The 17,964-nt window shown below is 42.1% G+C and carries 13 protein-coding genes and 1 tRNA gene; 7 read left to right on the top strand and 7 right to left on the bottom strand.

Features of this window, described 5'->3' with window-relative positions:
- Nucleotides 1-13 precede the first annotated feature (13 nt).
- Together NBH16_RS13605 and NBH16_RS13600 are read right to left on the bottom strand one after the other, a co-directional pair.
- The gene (locus NBH16_RS13605) at nucleotides 14-1,234 is read right to left on the bottom strand and encodes a site-specific integrase (RefSeq protein WP_250788736.1); all 1,221 of its coding nucleotides are present in this window, start codon (nucleotides 1,232-1,234) and stop codon (nucleotides 14-16) included.
- A gap of 13 nt (nucleotides 1,235-1,247) precedes the next feature.
- Entirely contained in the window at nucleotides 1,248-2,477 is a 1,230-nt protein-coding gene (locus NBH16_RS13600; RefSeq protein WP_250788734.1) for a site-specific integrase, read from the bottom strand.
- A 51-nt stretch (nucleotides 2,478-2,528) separates the two neighbouring features.
- On the opposite strand from NBH16_RS13600, the gene NBH16_RS13595 reads away from it, so the two are divergent.
- Nucleotides 2,529-2,939, top strand: coding sequence for a tyrosine-type recombinase/integrase (locus NBH16_RS13595; protein WP_250788733.1), 411 nt, complete (start codon nucleotides 2,529-2,531; stop codon nucleotides 2,937-2,939).
- A gap of 103 nt (nucleotides 2,940-3,042) precedes the next feature.
- Here the strand turns inward: NBH16_RS13595 and NBH16_RS13590 are convergent, their stop codons facing one another.
- Entirely contained in the window at nucleotides 3,043-3,405 is a 363-nt protein-coding gene (locus tag NBH16_RS13590; RefSeq protein ID WP_122143914.1) for a PD-(D/E)XK nuclease family transposase, read from the bottom strand.
- Between the two features lie 160 nt (nucleotides 3,406-3,565).
- Here NBH16_RS13590 and NBH16_RS13585 point away from each other — a divergent pair, with 160 nt between their 5' ends.
- The gene (locus NBH16_RS13585) at nucleotides 3,566-4,900 is read left to right on the top strand and encodes a fimbrial protein (RefSeq protein WP_057319179.1); all 1,335 of its coding nucleotides are present in this window, start codon (nucleotides 3,566-3,568) and stop codon (nucleotides 4,898-4,900) included.
- 848 nt (nucleotides 4,901-5,748) lie between these two features.
- On the opposite strand, the gene NBH16_RS13580 is transcribed toward NBH16_RS13585, so the two are convergent.
- Together NBH16_RS13580 and NBH16_RS13575 are read right to left on the bottom strand one after the other, a co-directional pair.
- Entirely contained in the window at nucleotides 5,749-7,140 is a 1,392-nt protein-coding gene (locus NBH16_RS13580) for a fimbrial protein (protein WP_250788731.1), read from the bottom strand.
- Nucleotides 7,141-7,482: 342 nt separating this feature from the next.
- On the bottom strand, nucleotides 7,483-9,384 hold the full coding sequence (locus NBH16_RS13575; RefSeq protein ID WP_250788729.1) for a hybrid sensor histidine kinase/response regulator transcription factor: 1,902 nt from the start codon (nucleotides 9,382-9,384) through the stop codon (nucleotides 7,483-7,485).
- Between the two features lie 563 nt (nucleotides 9,385-9,947).
- Between NBH16_RS13575 and NBH16_RS13570 the strand changes: the two genes are divergently transcribed.
- Nucleotides 9,948-10,880 (top strand): FimB/Mfa2 family fimbrial subunit, encoded by a 933-nt coding sequence (locus NBH16_RS13570; protein WP_005867545.1) that lies wholly within the window; start codon nucleotides 9,948-9,950, stop codon nucleotides 10,878-10,880.
- 701 nt (nucleotides 10,881-11,581) lie between these two features.
- On the opposite strand, the gene NBH16_RS13565 is transcribed toward NBH16_RS13570, so the two are convergent.
- A tRNA-Met gene (locus NBH16_RS13565) sits at nucleotides 11,582-11,655 on the bottom strand.
- 203 nt (nucleotides 11,656-11,858) lie between these two features.
- Between NBH16_RS13565 and NBH16_RS13560 the strand changes: the two genes are divergently transcribed.
- From NBH16_RS13560 to NBH16_RS13545, 4 genes are all read left to right on the top strand, one after another.
- A complete protein-coding gene (locus tag NBH16_RS13560) occupies nucleotides 11,859-12,242 on the top strand; it encodes an START-like domain-containing protein (RefSeq protein ID WP_005859472.1) in 384 nt (127 codons plus the stop codon).
- Between the two features lie 102 nt (nucleotides 12,243-12,344).
- A complete protein-coding gene (locus tag NBH16_RS13555; protein ID WP_250788728.1) occupies nucleotides 12,345-14,291 on the top strand; it encodes an LptF/LptG family permease in 1,947 nt (648 codons plus the stop codon).
- 2 nt (nucleotides 14,292-14,293) lie between these two features.
- Complete coding sequence (locus tag NBH16_RS13550; RefSeq protein ID WP_005859476.1) at nucleotides 14,294-15,511, top strand: bifunctional 3,4-dihydroxy-2-butanone-4-phosphate synthase/GTP cyclohydrolase II; 1,218 nt, start codon at nucleotides 14,294-14,296, stop codon at nucleotides 15,509-15,511.
- Between the two features lie 81 nt (nucleotides 15,512-15,592).
- The gene (locus tag NBH16_RS13545) at nucleotides 15,593-16,786 is read left to right on the top strand and encodes a pyridoxal phosphate-dependent aminotransferase (RefSeq protein WP_005867539.1); all 1,194 of its coding nucleotides are present in this window, start codon (nucleotides 15,593-15,595) and stop codon (nucleotides 16,784-16,786) included.
- Between the two features lie 155 nt (nucleotides 16,787-16,941).
- On the opposite strand, the gene tsf is transcribed toward NBH16_RS13545, so the two are convergent.
- Complete coding sequence (gene tsf, locus NBH16_RS13540) at nucleotides 16,942-17,931, bottom strand: translation elongation factor Ts (RefSeq protein WP_005867537.1); 990 nt, start codon at nucleotides 17,929-17,931, stop codon at nucleotides 16,942-16,944.
- Nucleotides 17,932-17,964 lie beyond the last annotated feature (33 nt).

Genomic DNA, 17,964 nt, shown 5'->3' with positions numbered 1-17,964 from the left:
GAATTGATACTGTTTACTTATTGTTATCTGTCTTTTCGCCGATAGATTGTATTTTCCTGCGTTCCATCAGCTTGTCCATGTCCTTTGAGATTTTATCATCGGTTATCCGTGCGTAACCCTGTGTCGTCCGGATATTGGAATGCCCCATCATCTTGGCAATACTTTCGATAGGTATATCCGCCGAAATCAGGAATGTTCCGAAGCTGTGCCGACTTTGATGATAGCTCAAATTTTCCTCTTTGCCTATGATAACACCCATCTCGTGGATATCAAACCAGAGGGCATCACGGCTCGGAAGAGGAAATACGGGCTGTTCGTCATCGGTCGTATTGTACAGTGACAATATCCGCTCCGCTATGGGATGCAGGGGGATGAACGCCTCCACATTTGTTTTCTTGCGGTTGATGCGGATGTAACATCTGCCTTCTGCATTGCGTCCGATATGATGCGGGTGCAGAAGCTTTATATCCACATACGCCAATCCCGTCAGTGTGGAAAAGATGAATGCCCGTCTTGCAAGCTCCTGACGCTTATCATACATCGGGGTGGCAAGGATTCTCTTGAACTCCTCACGGCTGATGTACTTGTGCCTTGCTTCCGGCTTTGGTTCGTATTCCAGATCCTCGCAGGGATTCACACGGATAATCTCTTTATCGACAGCCAAATAAAGCAGACGGTTCAGCCAGCATAGGCATTTGTTGGTCTGGGAAGCCCCGAAATTCTTGCATTTCTTAAGATATGCCTTGTAAGATTTGCCGAAATCTTCCGTCACTTCTTCAAGGGCGATGTCCTTCTTTCCAAAAGACGCAAGATAATCCGTCAGGTACTTCTGATAGTACATGGAATGGCGGTAGGAAGATATTGAATCTATTTCTGCAGAATGTTTCCTTAACCGCTCCCTTTCCCATTCCCCCATTTGCAGGAGGGTGGTCGGATGAATATTATTCATGGCGATATGGTTCTTCAGTATCTCCGCACTGACCATGCCTTGCGATTTCAATATCTCTAAGTAGGCTTCTTCCATCAGACGCAGGTATTCCCGTAAGCGGTTGTTCTCCCTGATGGTCTTTATCTCGTTTTTCTTTCTGTTCCAGTCTTCCGGGCGGCAATAGATACCTGTGCTTATGGCAGTCTGTTTTCCGTCAATGGTTATACGGCAGAGTACGGCAGTCGTTCCGTCAGCCTTTACCTTGCTACGGTTGATGTATGGCAATAATGAAAATGTGCTTCGCATATCGTTATTTGATTTATAGGGTTAGTTTGAAATCTTGAGTCGCTTCTATGAACTTGTTCATATCCTCGAAAAGTTTTTTCGGACTGACACGGGCATAGACCTGAGTGGTGGAAATATCGGAATGTCCCAACATCCGGCTGATGGTTTCTATCGGCACACCCGCTTCGAGTGTTATCAGCGAAGCAAAACTATGGCGCGCCTGATGATAGCACAAGTTATCCTTGATGCCTGCCAGTGCAGCCAACGCTTTCATGTGCCGTTTCATGTTCGGGTGGTGGATTATCGGAAAAAGCGTCTCCCGTGTTTCATCCCTGTATTTTTCAAGCAGTGCCAACGCTTCAGGCAGTAGTTTGACGCTCGCCCGATGTTCGTTTTTCTTCCGGCGGTATTTCAGCCATAACGCCCCGTTCTCGTCCATGTACAGGTTCTCGTCCGTGATGGAAACCACATCAGCGTATGACACGCCCGTGTAGCAGGCAAACAAAAAAAGGTCGCGTGCCAGTATGTGCGTCTTCCTGTATGGCGGTATTTCCACGTCACGGATTCTTTCGAACGATTCGCGGCTCAATGCCCGTGGAGTCCTTTCTGATTGCCGAGGCAGAGCGAAATGTTGAAAATGGCATTTCTCGGAATACCCTTTCATGTAGGCAAGGCGGCAGGTTTTCTTCAGGATGGCAAGGTGGTGGCGGACGGTATCTATCGCATAGCCTTTATCTTCCGTGACGAAGGCCTGATAGTCGTGAATGAACTGTTCCGTCAATTGTCCGAAAGCCAAATCCTTGACCTTGTACTTGGTTTCGATGAACTCCCCGAGTGTCAGCCGCATATAGTGATAACCGGGATAAGTCCCTTTCGCACGGTCTATGCCGATACGTGCCTTAATGTCGTCACAGATTGCATCTGTCATTTTCATGAGGGTCATCTGCGTTTCCATGCTGCCTTGAAAAAGGTCTTTCACATCGGTGGCGTCAAAACCGACCTTACGGGACACAAGGCTGTCGAATGCGGCGTTCACCGCCAACAGCAGTTTTTCAATCCTGGCATTGGTTTCCACCGCTTCCTTGCTCTTGCCGTTCAGACGGCTTTCACGGGGATTCCATAATCCGGGAGTGCAGGACAGCTTGCATCCGAACTGTGCCATTGTGCGGTTTACCGTGATGCGTCCCATGATGGGAGCCTTTCCCGATTTGTCCAGTCCGCTCTTTTTGAGGTAGAGCAACACCTTGAATTTTTCTACTTTCATACGCTTATATTTTTTAGTGCAAAATTACTTGCCGTATAAGCGTTCCTTGATATGCAAAACATTGTGTATGAGCGCAAACAAAACGGTGAGGATTTCTTTTCATTGCCTGCCGTTACCTATTCCTGTTTCGGTAACTGCCCGGCTAACGGTTTGGTAACTGAACAACCTCAATATTCCGTTATTATTTGCATTTTCTCCACTTGGCAGAATGCTGAAACAAAGCTCATTTCAAACGATTTATGTTTTATCTTCACCTGTCCGCTTTTCCTTGCACAGCCTATCACTTTCCACGTAAGCCGCCATACTTTCGCCACTCTTTCACTAGCTCTTGGCATTGACTTGTATACAGTATGTAAATTACTAGGACACAAGAACATCATCTCCACACAAGTATACGCAAAAATCATCGATGCTAGTAAAAGACAGGCAATAGACCGGTTTAATGGGGTGTTAGACGCATGAGACGGATATTACTTCTGATTCGGATGACACGGATCTTTCAGAGAAGTATCCTTCTTGATCCGTGTCATCCGCTATAGGTTCAGTCCGCAACCGGCCAATCTGATCAAAGACTTTGTATTATTTCCAACGAAAGCCCCGTGCATTCGGCGATCAATGAAAGATCGACACCGGCTTTCTTCATGTTACGAGCGTTGCGAAGGGTAGCCAAACGCTCACCTTCTGCTTTACCTTTTGTTTCCGCCTCCTCCACGGCATACTCCATCGTGGCCTTCCAGTCACGGTAGATCTTCAGATTCTCATCGTACGTCGCACGCTCCTTGGGGGACAAGGCATTCACATTCGCTACGTCGAGCAAGCGTCGGAAGTATGCCTCTTTTTCTTTAAATGGGGACATATCAAATAGATTCATATTCTTCAATACATAAATTGTTTTTTCCAACGGAGTCTCGCCCTGACGGGAGATCATACGGCAAATGTAATAAAAACCTCGATTAAAGAAGTAACGTTGAGGGTAATTAATACTACTGAGTTGTTACTTCCCTTCACACAACAAAAGCCTAATCAACTAAAGAACAACCCCCTATAACCATTCCCCAATAGAACTTAGAAATTTATTATTCGGGACAATGATCGCTTGCGTGTTCGCGGCGTGTTCAAACGAGGATGATCCTATCGTAGGACCGGATCAACCGCAAACAGGGGAAAATAACGCAACACTGACTATTTCTGTGAAAAATGTGGCTAGAAGTTTGACTAAAGCTGCAGCGGAGGGGACACAGACTGAAAATGAAGCTAAAATTACAAACTTAACAGTTGCTCTTTATGATGCTGAAACTGGAGCGCTTGTCGCTTCAACTTCTGATATTGCCAATGAGGATGCTGCTGCGGATAATGATGAGGTTCAATTTGCCGGACTGACAGAAGGTGCGCAATTACGTGCTATCGCATTTGCTAATATGCCTGAAATCTCACTGGCTGGTACAACAATTGACAACTTTGTATCTCCTGTATATACGATGCCAGCTGCCGGATTCGCAGAAAACTATTTACCAATGAGTAGTGGTTTGTCTGATCCATTCACTTTACAAGCAGGTAAAAACTATTATGGATATACTAAAACAGCGGGAGAAGGTGAACATATTCTTGTAGCAGATCCCTTGTACTTGATAAGAAATGTAGCGCGCATTGATTTTACGGGACTTAGCTTAGACATGACTAGAGCTGCAAAAGATGTATACGTTGAAGGAATTGCGACGATTGTACCAGAATGTGTATTCATCATGCATGGGCGGACGAAGTCCAATGCAGCAGATATGGGTAATGGCAATAGCTGGTGGAATGTCGTTAGCAATACCGTATGGGGTAATGTGTCCGCAACTTATGCTGCTAATGCTACAGATTATGCTTCAGGTTATAGAGGAGATTTCGTGAATGATGACGCTATGTTTACGAATATGAGAGGTTCTATTATTGAAGGATACAAGGCCAGTTTACCAACCACCGCATTGGTACAGAATATCGCAACTGAAGATGGTGTGTCTGCGACTATCACAATCGCCCCTAAATTCTATGTGTTCGAAAATCCCCAAGTTAAGGCTGCTCGTGAAATGAATGGTGCTGAAAATTTCAAACCAGAGGATCTTGCAACTGAAATTGTAGTTAAAGGTACTTATAAGCTCGAAAATGCTAAAAAGAGCGGAAGTGATGCAGTATACAACTATGCGGAGAAAACAGCATATTGGCCTATTAAAATTGCTGCGACGAATGAAATGGCAGCAGCTACGGCTGAGTATTTAAAGGATGGAAAGATCCATCGTAATATAATTTACAGTATTGACGCAACTTTAGCCGGTAGAGGATATGATGATCCTACTGTTCCTCCAACAGACTTTGTTGAGTTGTTTGTTAAGACAAAGGTTCTTGATTGGGGTAGCGCAAATCAATCTTCAGTTGTCGAATAATATCTATTCTTTGAATAACGTCCAAAAGGCATTCCTTTTATCGGGAGTGCCTTTTTTGCATGTATAATTCTGGTTATAAATTGATCCGGAGACTACAAAATTTACTATCTTTTCCTTATGATGGCGATCCCATATGTCTTGAACCTAAGAGCCGGAATATTATTTCATGAGAATATCTACAATATCTACAATTCAACCTCATACTTATTGTAAATAAATATGTTATATAGTGGTTGCAGATGGAATAACATCTACAATTTTCATTCTGCATCTACCATGTTTTAATGGGAAACGCAAAAAAATCACTTCCCAAGCTTGCGGACTCGTATATTTAGTATTATACGATTTTATAAGAGACAGACAAAGGGATTAAAGCCAATAAGAGTTTCAATAGGTGAAGTTAGTGGTTTCATACTGAAGAAACTTTTATTTCATACTAAAGAAACAAAAGTTTCTCTATAGCAAAACTTTTGTTTTTCTATGCAAAAACTATTATTTATTGAAATACAGGATGTTATACATTATTTATCGTTAGTGGTAATTGTTCGTGCTAATCTTTCCGGTAACCTAATGATGGTAGATCGAAATTTGTAGTGGTAGATGTTCACTATCTACCACCATAAGATAAATTATTTACAATCAAAAGATTACATAAGTAATGGTAGATATGGTAGATGATTTAGATTCTCTACACATAGAACGATGTCTGGTGCGTGTCCGGGGAGAACAACTTCTTAAACATAAATCTTTTAACTTTCTAATTCAGCCAACGGACATTGATATATTATAACAAAAGGCATTCCCTGTTGATAGAGAATGCCTTTTGATTATTATTCAAAGAATAAGTATTATTCGATAACAGGAGCTTGAGTGGCTGTACCCCAGTTCATAACCATTGTCTTTACAAACAAGTCGGCTGTAGGATCCTCCTTAGGAAGAGTAGGATCTGCATAACCATTACCTGCGATAGTAGCAGAAATGTTATAAACCACGTTTCTATGTACCTGACCATAATATGTGTCTTCACTATCTAATCCATCGATACCAATCTTTATCGGCCAATAGCGCAATACAGGAGTACTCTCTTCGCCGAATGTCCAAGATGTGTTATCGTTCATTATAGCTTTTATATAAACTTCACCACTGATTACCAATTCGGATGCCAAAGTTGTTTTATCCAAGACGAAAGCCGGGCCTTCTTCTTCCGGATCTTCTTGTTCTCTGGCCGCTTTTGTCTGATCATTAGGCAACACATAAAAATATAAAGAATTAGCAAGAGTAATTGCTTTACTTCCAGTAATAGCAGTACCATCCCAATTCTGAGTATATGTTGTTTCTGCTGTGCTCAATACCTTTATATAATTAGTAGCATCGACAGTTCCAGCAAAACGACCGAATGAGTTACTAGAGTTGGTTCCGGAATAATAATCATCTCTATTAGCTGTTTCATAAGTAGCGGCAATATTACCCCAAACCTTATCTGGCAGATTGAACCACGCAGTATTACTTATGCTTTGGTCTGCCACATTCGCTTTTTTACGACCATGTAATACAAAAACATCTTTAGGCACAAACTTAATTGTTCCTGATTTGTATTTTTGACTATTATTAACCTTGACTTGAGTCATATCCAAAGAAAGAGCACTCAATTCCACACGAGCCACATTTCTAATTAATCCTAAAGGTTTTCCAGATTCAATACTGTTTCCTCCTGTAGCGTTTGAGTAACCATAATAATTTTCACCTTCAGCAAGAGTGAATACTGGACTAATTCCACTACTCATAGGCAATCCATTCGCTTCTGCTCCGGTTAAGACATAGTAAGCAGATGTCAAATCAAAAGAGTTAGCAGTTGCAGTAAGAGCCTCTTTGGGGACATTAGCGAAAGCCAACGCACGATAAGAAGCACCAGCCTTTAATCCCTTAAACTGAATCTCATTGTTTGAATTAGTTTGCTCTTCATCCTTATTAGCAGTAATATCACTAACTTGCAAGAATGTCCCATCCTCATTATAAAGTACCACAAACAAATTGTGAATCGCAGTTTCGCCCTCTTTAGCATTAGAATCATCAGCAGCTTTTGTCTGTGTATTCTTTGCCAAATTCTTTACCACAACTGTAAGATCCGCAATCCCTGTCTCCGGTGTCGGATCCACGCTAGGGATAGGATCATCCTCGTTTGAACACGCCGCAAACGCGCAAGCGATCATTGTCCCGAATAATAAATTTCTAAGTTTCATATACATATAATTTTATGAGTTAATAAATCTTTTATATAAACCTTTCTTTCTCAATCACTTTTTACATTTTCAGTCACATAACAAGAACTCTTTGTTCAAATCTTCCCCATGACCAATCTGTTGTTCGTTAATGACATTGCAAAGGTATTTGGACGATAAAAAAAAGTAAATAGGTGTTACTTTCATAAATAAGAGGTAAAACTATAAATTTTCATTCGGGATATTTTCGGGCTGATTAGCACCGTTGTAAGGCTATCAAAAAGAGGTTGAAAAATATCGTTTCAAAAAACAAATAAAAAATTTTGCCATTCCCCGACGATTATTCGGGAAATGGCAAAACGATTAATTCTTACCCGGCAGATACTGTGAAGGGGTGACGCCGTATTGTTCCGTAAAACGCTTACGGAAAGTGGCGGTATCGTTGAAGCCGACCATTTCCGAAACCTCTTGGATAGAGTATCGCTGCATACTGATCAGCTCGGCGGCTTTCTTCAAACGTACCATACGGGTAAGCTCCAATATACTACTATCCGAGTAGAGTTTTATCTTTCTATATAATGTAGGGAGACTCATGTTTAAAGAATCCGCCAAAATCTTTGCCTCAAAACTAGGGTCATCCAAATGTTTCTCGATCGTTGAGATAACCGCATCCATAAAAAGATTGGAAGGGGAATCATCTTTCTTTACCGTTTTCTCTCCCTCGGGATGCGCACCTACAGGATTCGACGTATAGAAACGTCTCATCTCATCCCTACGTTTCAATAAACTGTTTACCTTACTTCGTAACACCTCTACATCGAATGGCTTGGTTATATAATCATCGGCGCCACATTCAATGCCGGCTATAACATCCTCACTCTCTACCTTTGCGGTTAGCAAGACAACCGGCACTTGCGCTAATTCTGGGATGCCTTTGATTTCACGACAGGTAGCAAGCCCATCTTTAACGGGCATCATCACGTCACATAAAATAAAATCCGGCCGTTCAACTCGCGCGATCTCTACACCCTCCTGGCCATTATGAGCTTCCGAAACATGATACTCACTGGCAAAAACATGACGCAGGAACCAACGGATCTGATCACTGTCATCAATCACCAACATTTTCTTCCCGGTCTCTTTCTTTTTCGGAACAACTTGGATCAACTCGGCAATCTCCTCCTTCTGCATCTCATTCAGCTTTACCAGATCACCATCCGGCTCGATGAATTCCACGGCACGTTCCATATAATGGCTTCTCCCCAATGGAATCAATATCGTATATTGGGTTCCCGTCTCGTCCTCCGATGAAATTCCTTCGAAAATAGCGCCGGAAGATTCTGTCATATCCACGATCTGTTTCAAACCCAAACGGGTACTTTCGCTTTCTCCTAACCCATCATCTTGGATAGAGAAAGAACAATAAGCCTTACCATTCGAGCGCACCACGGAAATATTGATCGAGATCTTTCCAAAGCGGTAGGTATTTTTTAACGCATTAGATAAAAGTACACGCAAGGCAAACTCCATCTTCCGACGATCTATCCAGACCCAAAGAACAGAGGTTTGGGTATTAATATGAAATTCCACATTATTCATGGCTATCCAGTCCACGAATAAATCACAAATCTGCTTTGTTATACTGATCATGTCATAACGAGCTATCCGAAGATGGTTTGCCACGTCATCTCCATGACGGGTATTTCGCAATTGCTCGATAAGGTCTTGAAGAGCCAAGGTATTACGGTAAGCAGACAATAATTGAGTCGCTTCACTAGAGTCAATATCATTTTTACGTTGCAACAACTCACTCAACGAACCAAGCACAAGCGATAGTGGAGTACGCATTTCATGAATCGTTTCAACAAAAAACGAATTATGGAGCTTTTCCATTTCCTCAAGGCGCTTTTTCAAATCCTCCCGTTCTACCTCATTATCCCTATTCCAATTATCAGTCTCACGGATTTTATTGACCAACATTTGTTGGATCTCCCGATTTTTTACGCTTAACGCATCGACAGACCGAAGAAGCTCATCGTTTCTCGCCATAAGCTCACCATCTTTGGCAATATACTCTTTCTTCAACCTATACATATAATAACTCAAAAAAGCTATTACACATATGGACACTATCAGTAAAATGATAAAAGGTAGAATTCCTTGAGAGCCCTCCATTGTATCATTGGCCGCAGCAATATAATGAGCTTCAACGAACAAGCCCCAAAATGCCATCATAAATTTCGCTTTAAAACCTTTTGATCTCATATCATTGATTATTAAGATGTTATTTATATAAAACGCCAGTAAAAAACGTTCGTTTAAATCTTGCGTTTTTATCTTCAACTTTTTTGCAGCCTTACAAAGGTCAAAAATTTTATTTAAATTTCAGTTATTCAGTTGGATAAAAATAATAAAAAAATAACATGATTATCAATGAGACTTCATAATTTATACACATAAAAACGCAAGATTTAAACGAACGTTTTTTACTGGCGTTTTAATAGACGTTAACAACAACTGCATTCCTATCACACAACAGAGGCAAGGCTATCAGTAAGGACCAGCGATGATATATTTACCACTCAAATTGATAGGAATAAACTAATTAACATTATTTAAGCATCATCCAAAACATGCATCAATAAAGGGACATAGAGGTATAATGATAGTTTTACCCACTTTTTTGATAAAAATACCCATCATAAAAGATACAACCTATGATTTTTATACATACATTCGCGATGTAGTGATAAGGAAAGACCGTTGAGGGGCGGTCAAAAAAAACCAAGTCACTTAGATTAAGGGTAAAGCATATAAAAAGTAGGGTCATGAAAAAGGGTAATTTTTTCGCAAATTGCGTATTTGCGGTTTCTGTTATTTTCACAGTTTTGTCATTCTCCGCTTGCACGGATGATTCAAATGACGTAGTAGCAACAACGAGTGAGGTTATTGAACAAGCCGAAGTGCCATTCTCCGTGGTATTAAAAGCAATGAATTCAGATGGTAACGACATTACGACCAAGGGAGAGGTGAATGGAGCTACATTATTTGTCTTCGATCAAAACAACGATTTCTTCGAGCAGATTAATGTAAACAAATCTACAATTTTATCTCGCCGGGCTATAGACATTAACTGCCCGAACAGTAATGACATAACCGTGATCGCATGGAGTGGAATCAATTCTGGAAACGAAGAGATTTCAAACATGAGCAAAGCCAATATTATATCCGATTTGCAAGTCAGTCTAAAAGAGAATAACGGCATAGCTAATATTCCGAGCGATTTGTTCTATGGACAAGTTACGCTTCATAAGAACTCTTCAACAAAATCCACCGTATCAAACGAATTACAAATCATTCGCAAAACTTCAATTTTCCAGCTTTCAACGAAAGGACTGATCAAGTATCTAGGGAGTAATGCCGGAAATTTTGAATATCGAATTAAAAATACAAAAAGCTCATTGGACTACAATGGCAACCCAACAGGAGAAGAGGTTGAATTCGCTTTCCCCGCTTCTTTTGACGAAAAAGGGAATTTGACAACAGAAGCCCAAGCCATTTTTCCGGCTCAAAATATAACGATAGAGCTTTACAAGGACGGTGATCTTATTTTTTCTAGCGAAAAAGACAAAAACGGAGAATTATTCGCTGCAAACCCCGGAAAACGCACCGAGATCACTTTCAAGTACTCTGGAGAAGTTTCGGCTAATATTGTAATTGCCGACTGGGCAACCGTTATCCAACATATAACACTGAATTAAGATACCCTCAATTTTTATATGCTTTGGCGCACGTCACGAGATTAGAGAATTTCGGGCGTGCGCTGTTTTTCTCTCAAAAACCGCATTCTCCGTGATAGGAATACCCATGATATTGACACGAACACCGTCTTAACTTTATTTAAATATTAACGGAAACCCGCTTCATCACAAGGCCCACTCCACCTGTTGATAGTTTTACACACTAAACTGATACAAATACCGATCAAATAAAGATACAACCTATGAATATTATGAATATATTCGCAACAGACATTAGGGTAAGCATATAAAAATCACAGCAGGGTCACTACATAAACAAGGGTAACTAGATTTAAATTTTATATGCTAAACGCACGCTTCAGATGATTTCCGAGGCGTGCGTTATTTATATGATAGAAATACATTCTCCTATTGAGACAAATACCATCACTCAAAACATTTAGACATACATATCTTTGTATTTATAAATCAAGCAAAGCAATTTGCGAAATTTTACCCTATGACCCTGCTTACATATATAATTACCCTTAAATTATGATGTAGGCAAACCTAATTAACATAACCGCGAGGTTACATAATTATTTTGCCTGAACAATCAAGATCGTTTACGAGAAAGATTGTTCAGGTTTTTTTATCCTCCCAAAAGACCATCTGATAGCAAAAGAAAAAAGGAGATCGAAAAATTGACCTCCTTTTCTAGGTAGCGAGACCCGGGATTGAACCGGGGACCTCATGATTATGAATCATGCGCTCTAACCAGCTGAGCTATCTCGCCATCATTTTATTGTCACTATTTCTCTTATTGACGGTGCAAAAGTAGGGGTTATTTTTGAATTACACAACATTTTCAATAAAAAAATTCGCTTAATTTTTAAGACCTCCACCTAATCAGTTAGTTATTAGTTACTTTTTTCATCATTAAAATTAGTCGTTTTCAAATCTTTTATGTATCTTGCGGCAAATATAAGGATAAGAACAATGAAGAAAGAGAAGTTTCATATCGAATACATTTTCGATAAAGTTTCACGACGAAGCTTGTGGAATCACCTAACCACCGCTTTGGGACTTTCCGCTTGGTTCGCCGACGAGGTCATTATAAATGATAATCTCTACACCTTTAAATGGAGTAAAGAGGCCCAAGAGGCAACAGTGATCGACTCCAAGCCGGAGAACTTTATCCGTTACCGCTGGGTGGACGAGGAAGATGAGAACGCTTATTTCGAATTTATAATCCATACAATCGAATTAACAGGTTCTACAGCACTTGAGATTACGGATTTCTCCGAACCCGGGGAGAAAAAAGATTCCATTAATTTATGGGACTCGCAAGTGGAAGATTTGAAGCGAACGCTTGGTATTTAGAGTAGTTTTACAGAAATCTGTGGGGTGTTATCGTTTTTTACACTACTTTTGCCACTTCAACCAGATTAGGCAATGTTGAGAATAAAACGATTATATACATTTATGCTGCAGACATTCCTGCCGTTGTTTCTTATGACATTCGGTATTTGTCTGTTTATTGTGTTGATGCAATTTCTTTGGCGATACATCGACGATATGGTGGGAAAAGGCCTCGGCATCCCTGTATTAGCGGAGATGTTTATGTATGCGGCCTTGTTTCTTGTCCCGATGGCACTTCCCTTGGCTATTCTATTAGCCTCATTAATGACTTTTGGAAATTTAGGGGAACGTCTGGAATTACTGGCCATGAAGTCTGCCGGGGTATCATTGATACATATCATGCGTCCTTTGATCGTAACGCTACTATTTGTGAGCGTGGGCGCCTTTTTCTTCCAAAACAACGTAATGCCCGTTGTCCAAGTCAAGCTATATACATTATTATATTCCATGCGCCAGAAATCACCGGAATTGGATATTCCGGAAGGTTCATTCTACAAAGATATTCCCGGATTCAATGTATATGTGAAGAAAAAGGACCCGAAGGACGGTTTATTAAAAGACGTGATGATCTATGATTATTCGGAAGGATTCAATAACGCCCGTGTAATCGTAGCGGACTCCGGACGGCTAAAGACATCCGCCGATAAATTATTCCTTGTCCTATCTTTATTTAACGGAGAATCTTTCGAGAACGTAGGTAAAAGCCAAGCCAACACGACGCAAGTGAGAACCGCCGTCCCCTATCGACGAGAATCATTCAGCAGCAAAGATATCTTGATTGAATTCGACGCGAATTTCAACCGTACCGACGAATCTTTCATGCAGAACCAATATATGGGAAAAAACTTGAAGGATTTACAAACCTCTATCGATTCGATGGGCGTACGCTTGGATAGCATCAAGGACGTGAACGCAAAAAGCATTTACGATGCCTCATACGTAAAAACACTAAAGTCCTTACGGGCTAAAAAAGAGAGTGAAGCCGAGGGGCAGCCAGACGAGCAACAGGAAAAACTGCCGGTAATCACTCCTACCATCAAGTTGGATTTCGACAGTCTTTACCAAGCGCAGGCACCGAGTAGTAAAGCGGCTTTATTAGGCCGAGCCAAGTCCTCGATCGAGAATATCAAGACCGACTATTATTTCCGTGCGGCCACGGTTGGCGACGAGGCCTATAAGGTACGCCGCCACTTGACGGAATGGCATAAGAAATTCACGGTATCGTTCGCTTGCATCATGTTCTTCTTTATCGGAGCGCCCTTAGGAGCCATCATCCGTAAAGGTGGGTTGGGGGTACCGGTCGTTATCTCGGTAATCTTGTTTATCTTCTATTATATTATAGATAATATGGGCTTCAAGATGGCACGCGACGGCGTTTGGGACGCATGGGAAGGTATGTGGCTTAGCTCCGTGGTCCTAACACCTATGGGTATATTCCTAACCTATAAAGCGGTAAAAGATTCTGTTATCTTGAATGCCGACACTTACGTGAATGCCTTGAAGAACTTAATAGGTAAGCGTGAAGGGAGAAAAGTGGAGCGGAAAGAGGTTATCATATACACCCCCGATTATGAGGCAACCCTTCCTCAACTGGAGAAATTGGTGGAAGAAAGCACGACTTATCTGGCAAACCATAAACGTTGGATCAATTATCTGACATTTTGGAAACAAGGCGGAAAAGATAACACAGCGGAACTGTTAGCTCAGGACACGGAAAATATCGTGGAGGAATTAAGTAATTCCGACCAGAATTTACTCCTGAATAAATTGATGGACTACCCGGTCATCGGAGGTTACAATAATAAGCTAAGCAAGCATATAAACGGGAAACTTGCCTTGGCTATCGGTATTTTCTTCCCACTGGGATTGCCGATCTACCTATTGGCTACGTACCAACGTAAATTGCTACGGCATGATATCGTCATGGTACAAAAGACCAGTAAGGAGCTGATCAATATGATATATTCATTACATTTGCTAAAAAATAACTCGGATATAAATAATCAATAAATATGAGCGAGATTCAATTAAACACCATCGAAGAAGCTATCGAGGATTTCCGTGAAGGAAAGTTCTTAATCGTTGTAGACGACGAGGACCGGGAGAATGAAGGAGACTTTATCATCGCGGCCGAGAAAGTAACCCCGGAAAAAATCAACTTCATGTTGAAAAACGGACGAGGTGTATTATGCGCCCCGATCACGGAAGAACGTTGCCAAGAGTTGGAGCTGGATATGCAAGTTGCCAATAACACCTCTTTACTAGGTACTCCTTTCACGATAACAGTAGATAAATTAGGAGGGAAATGTACGACCGGCGTTTCCATGTACGACCGTGCGGAAACGATCTTGGCGCTGGCTGATCCAAAGACCAAGCCATCCGATCTGGGACGTCCCGGACATATCAATCCGCTCCGTGCCCGCTCTCGTGGCGTACTTCGCCGTGCGGGTCATACAGAGGCTGCCGTGGATTTGGCCCGGTTAGCCGGTTTATATCCCGCCGGAGCCTTGATCGAGATCATTAACGAGGATGGAACCATGGCACGTCTGCCGCAATTAATCGAGGTAGCCAAGAAATTCGATATCAAGATTATTTGCATCAAGGACCTGATCGCTTATCGCCTCCGGACCGAATCGATCGTAGAGAACGGCGTAGAGGTAGATCTCCCTACCGAGTACGGACATTTCCGTCTCATTCCTTTCCGCCAGAAAAGCAATGGATTAGAGCATATAGCTTTGATAAAGGGTAAATTCGAGAAAGACGAGCCTATCTTAGTACGCGTGCACTCATCTTGCGCTACAGGAGATATCTTCGGTTCCATGCGTTGCGAGTGCGGAGAGCAACTGCACGAGGCTATGCGCCGCATCGACCAAGAAGGCAAAGGGGTTATCGTTTACCTGAACCAAGAAGGACGAGGCATCGGATTGATGGAGAAGATGAAAGCATACAAGCTCCAAGAGGATGGTTTGGATACGGTGGATGCGAACTTGCATTTAGGCCATCAAGCGGACGAGCGAGATTATGGTGTCGGAGCACAGATCTTACGTCATATCGGCGTAACGAAAATGCGCCTGATGAGCAATAATCCGGTAAAACGCGTAGGTCTGGAAGCTTACGGACTTGAGGTAGTAGAGAACGTTCCTATCGAGGTGAAACCAAATCCATACAACGAATTCTACATGAAAACGAAGAAAGAACGTATGGGGCATGTGCTGCATAACATTAAATAGTTATCAGAACGTTGCAAGAATTCCGATTATTGATTACTTTTGTCGCATAATAATAAAACAACCTATACAAAAAGCAATGTCATGACACAAGTCTCAGATCGTTTAGCGAGTTTATCGCCTTCAGCAACATTGGCGATGTCACAAAAGAGCGGTGAGTTGAAAGCTCAAGGTATCGATGTTATCAACTTAAGTGTGGGAGAACCCGATTTCAATACTCCCGACTTCATTAAAGAAGCCGCGAAGAAGGCGATTGACGATAATTTCTCACGTTATTCTCCCGTAGCGGGTTATCCGGCATTACGTAATGCTATCGTTGCCAAATTGAAGAACGAGAATGGACTGGAATATACAGCAGGCCAGATCTCTTGCGCAAACGGTGCCAAACAATCCGTTTGTAACACGGTCATGGTATTGGTAAATCCGGGGGACGAGGTTATCATCCCTGCCCCTTTCTGGGTAAGCTATCCGGAGATGGTGAAGTTAGCGGAAGGAACCCCCGTTATCGTTCCGGCTGGTATCGAGCAAGATTTCAAGATCACTCCAGCTCAGCTGGAAGCCGCTATTACGCCTAAGACAAAAGCGTTAATCCTTTGCTCTCCCTCCAACCCGACGGGTTCTGTTTACAGCGCCGAGGAATTGGCAGGTTTAGCGGAAGTATTGAAAAAACATACGGATATCATCGTTATAGCGGATGAGATCTACGAACATATTAACTATATTGGTAAACACAACAGCATCGCTTCTATCGAAGGAATGAAAGACCGTACGGTTATCGTAAACGGCGTTTCCAAAGCGTATGCGATGACTGGCTGGCGTATCGGTTTCATAGCCGGACCGGAATGGATCGTGAAAGCGGTTAATAAATTACAAGGACAATATACCTCTGGCCCTTGCTCTGTATCTCAAAAAGCGGCGGAAGCGGCTTATACAGGCTCACAAGAACCCGTTGAGGAAATGCGCAAGGCCTTCGAACGTCGTCGTGACTTAATCGTTAATTTAGCGAAAGAAGTTCCGGGCTTCGAAGTGAATAAGCCGGAAGGCGCCTTTTACTTATTCCCCAAATGTAGTTATTATTACGGCAAGACAGATGGAACCCGTATAATCAACAACGCTGATGACTTAGCTATGTATCTTTTAGAAGTAGCGCACGTAGCTTGCGTAGGTGGTACCTCTTTCGGGGCACCTGAGTGTATCCGCATGAGTTACGCTACCAGCGATGAGAATATCGTGGAGGCGATCAAACGTATTAAGGATGCGTTGGCCGCATTGAAATAAGAAAAAATTAAACAGATATACTTACTTGGCAAAGTAAGATATACTGCATTGGACAAGTAAGTATATCTTCTATGGGCAAGTAAGCTATACTTCATAAAAAAGGCGATACATTGGGTTGTACCGCCTTTTTCTTTATATCAAATACGTTACCGCAATTATTCAGCACGCAAAGTGAAACGTTTGAACGCCAAGATCTGTAACTCAGGATCGATCTCCTTCATTGTCTCTCTTACAGTCTTCTTGCCATCCATAATGTCTTCTTGGTTCAACAAGCAAACCTCTTTCAAGAACTTGCCCAGACGACCCTTAGCGATATTCTCGATCATCTGTTGAGGTAAGTTAGCCGCCTTCTCAGCGGAAACAGTAGCGATGATTTCTTTAGCCTTAGCTACATCCTCTGCCGTGATCCAGCCCTTATCCATGTTACTTTCCATGTGAGCCTCGCTATCTACATGCGAAGGATTAATACCAGCCTTCTTCAATGCAGCCTCTACAGCCTTCTGTACCTGCTCAGCCTTCGTCTTCTCGATAGCAACCTGGATCTCTTTCTCTTTTACAGACTCAGGAACACCAGCCTCATCGATAGCGATCGGGTTCATAGCGGCGATCTGCATAACGATATTGTGAGCGGCTTCCTCAGACTCCTTGTTGAAAGCGGCGATCGTACAAAGTTGGTTCTTACCCATATGGTTGTATACAGTAGTGTAAGCACCTTCAACTACGCAGTAGCCATCCAACTCCATTTTCTCGCCAGTGATACCGCTACGATCCGTAACAGCTTCTTGGATAGTACCCTTGCCCATAGGCAAAGCTTTCACCTCGTCCAAAGTATGGCATTTGTTAGCCACGGCAGCGTCCAAGATAGCCTGAGTCAAAGCTACGAAGTCCTCATTCTTAGCCACGAAGTCCGTTTCGCACTTCAAAGCGATGATAGCGGCGAACTCGCCATCCTTCTTAGCCAACACACAACCCTCGGCAGCCTCACGATCAGAACGTTTAGCGGCGATAGCCTGTCCTTTTTTACGGATAATTTCCATTGCTTTCTCGATGTCACCGTCAGACTCTGTCAAAGCCTTCTTACAGTCCATCATACCAGCTCCACTCATTTTGCGCAGCTTGGTAATATCAGCCATTGTTACAGCCATAATCTTATTTCCTTTATCTTTAAAATGTTTATA

It is taken from the genome of Parabacteroides sp. Y3-G-102 (assembly GCF_023656845.1).
In the GTDB taxonomy this organism is placed as follows: Bacteria; Bacteroidota; Bacteroidia; order Bacteroidales; family Tannerellaceae; genus Parabacteroides; species Parabacteroides distasonis.
This window is presented reverse-complemented; position numbering and strand designations above follow the sequence as displayed.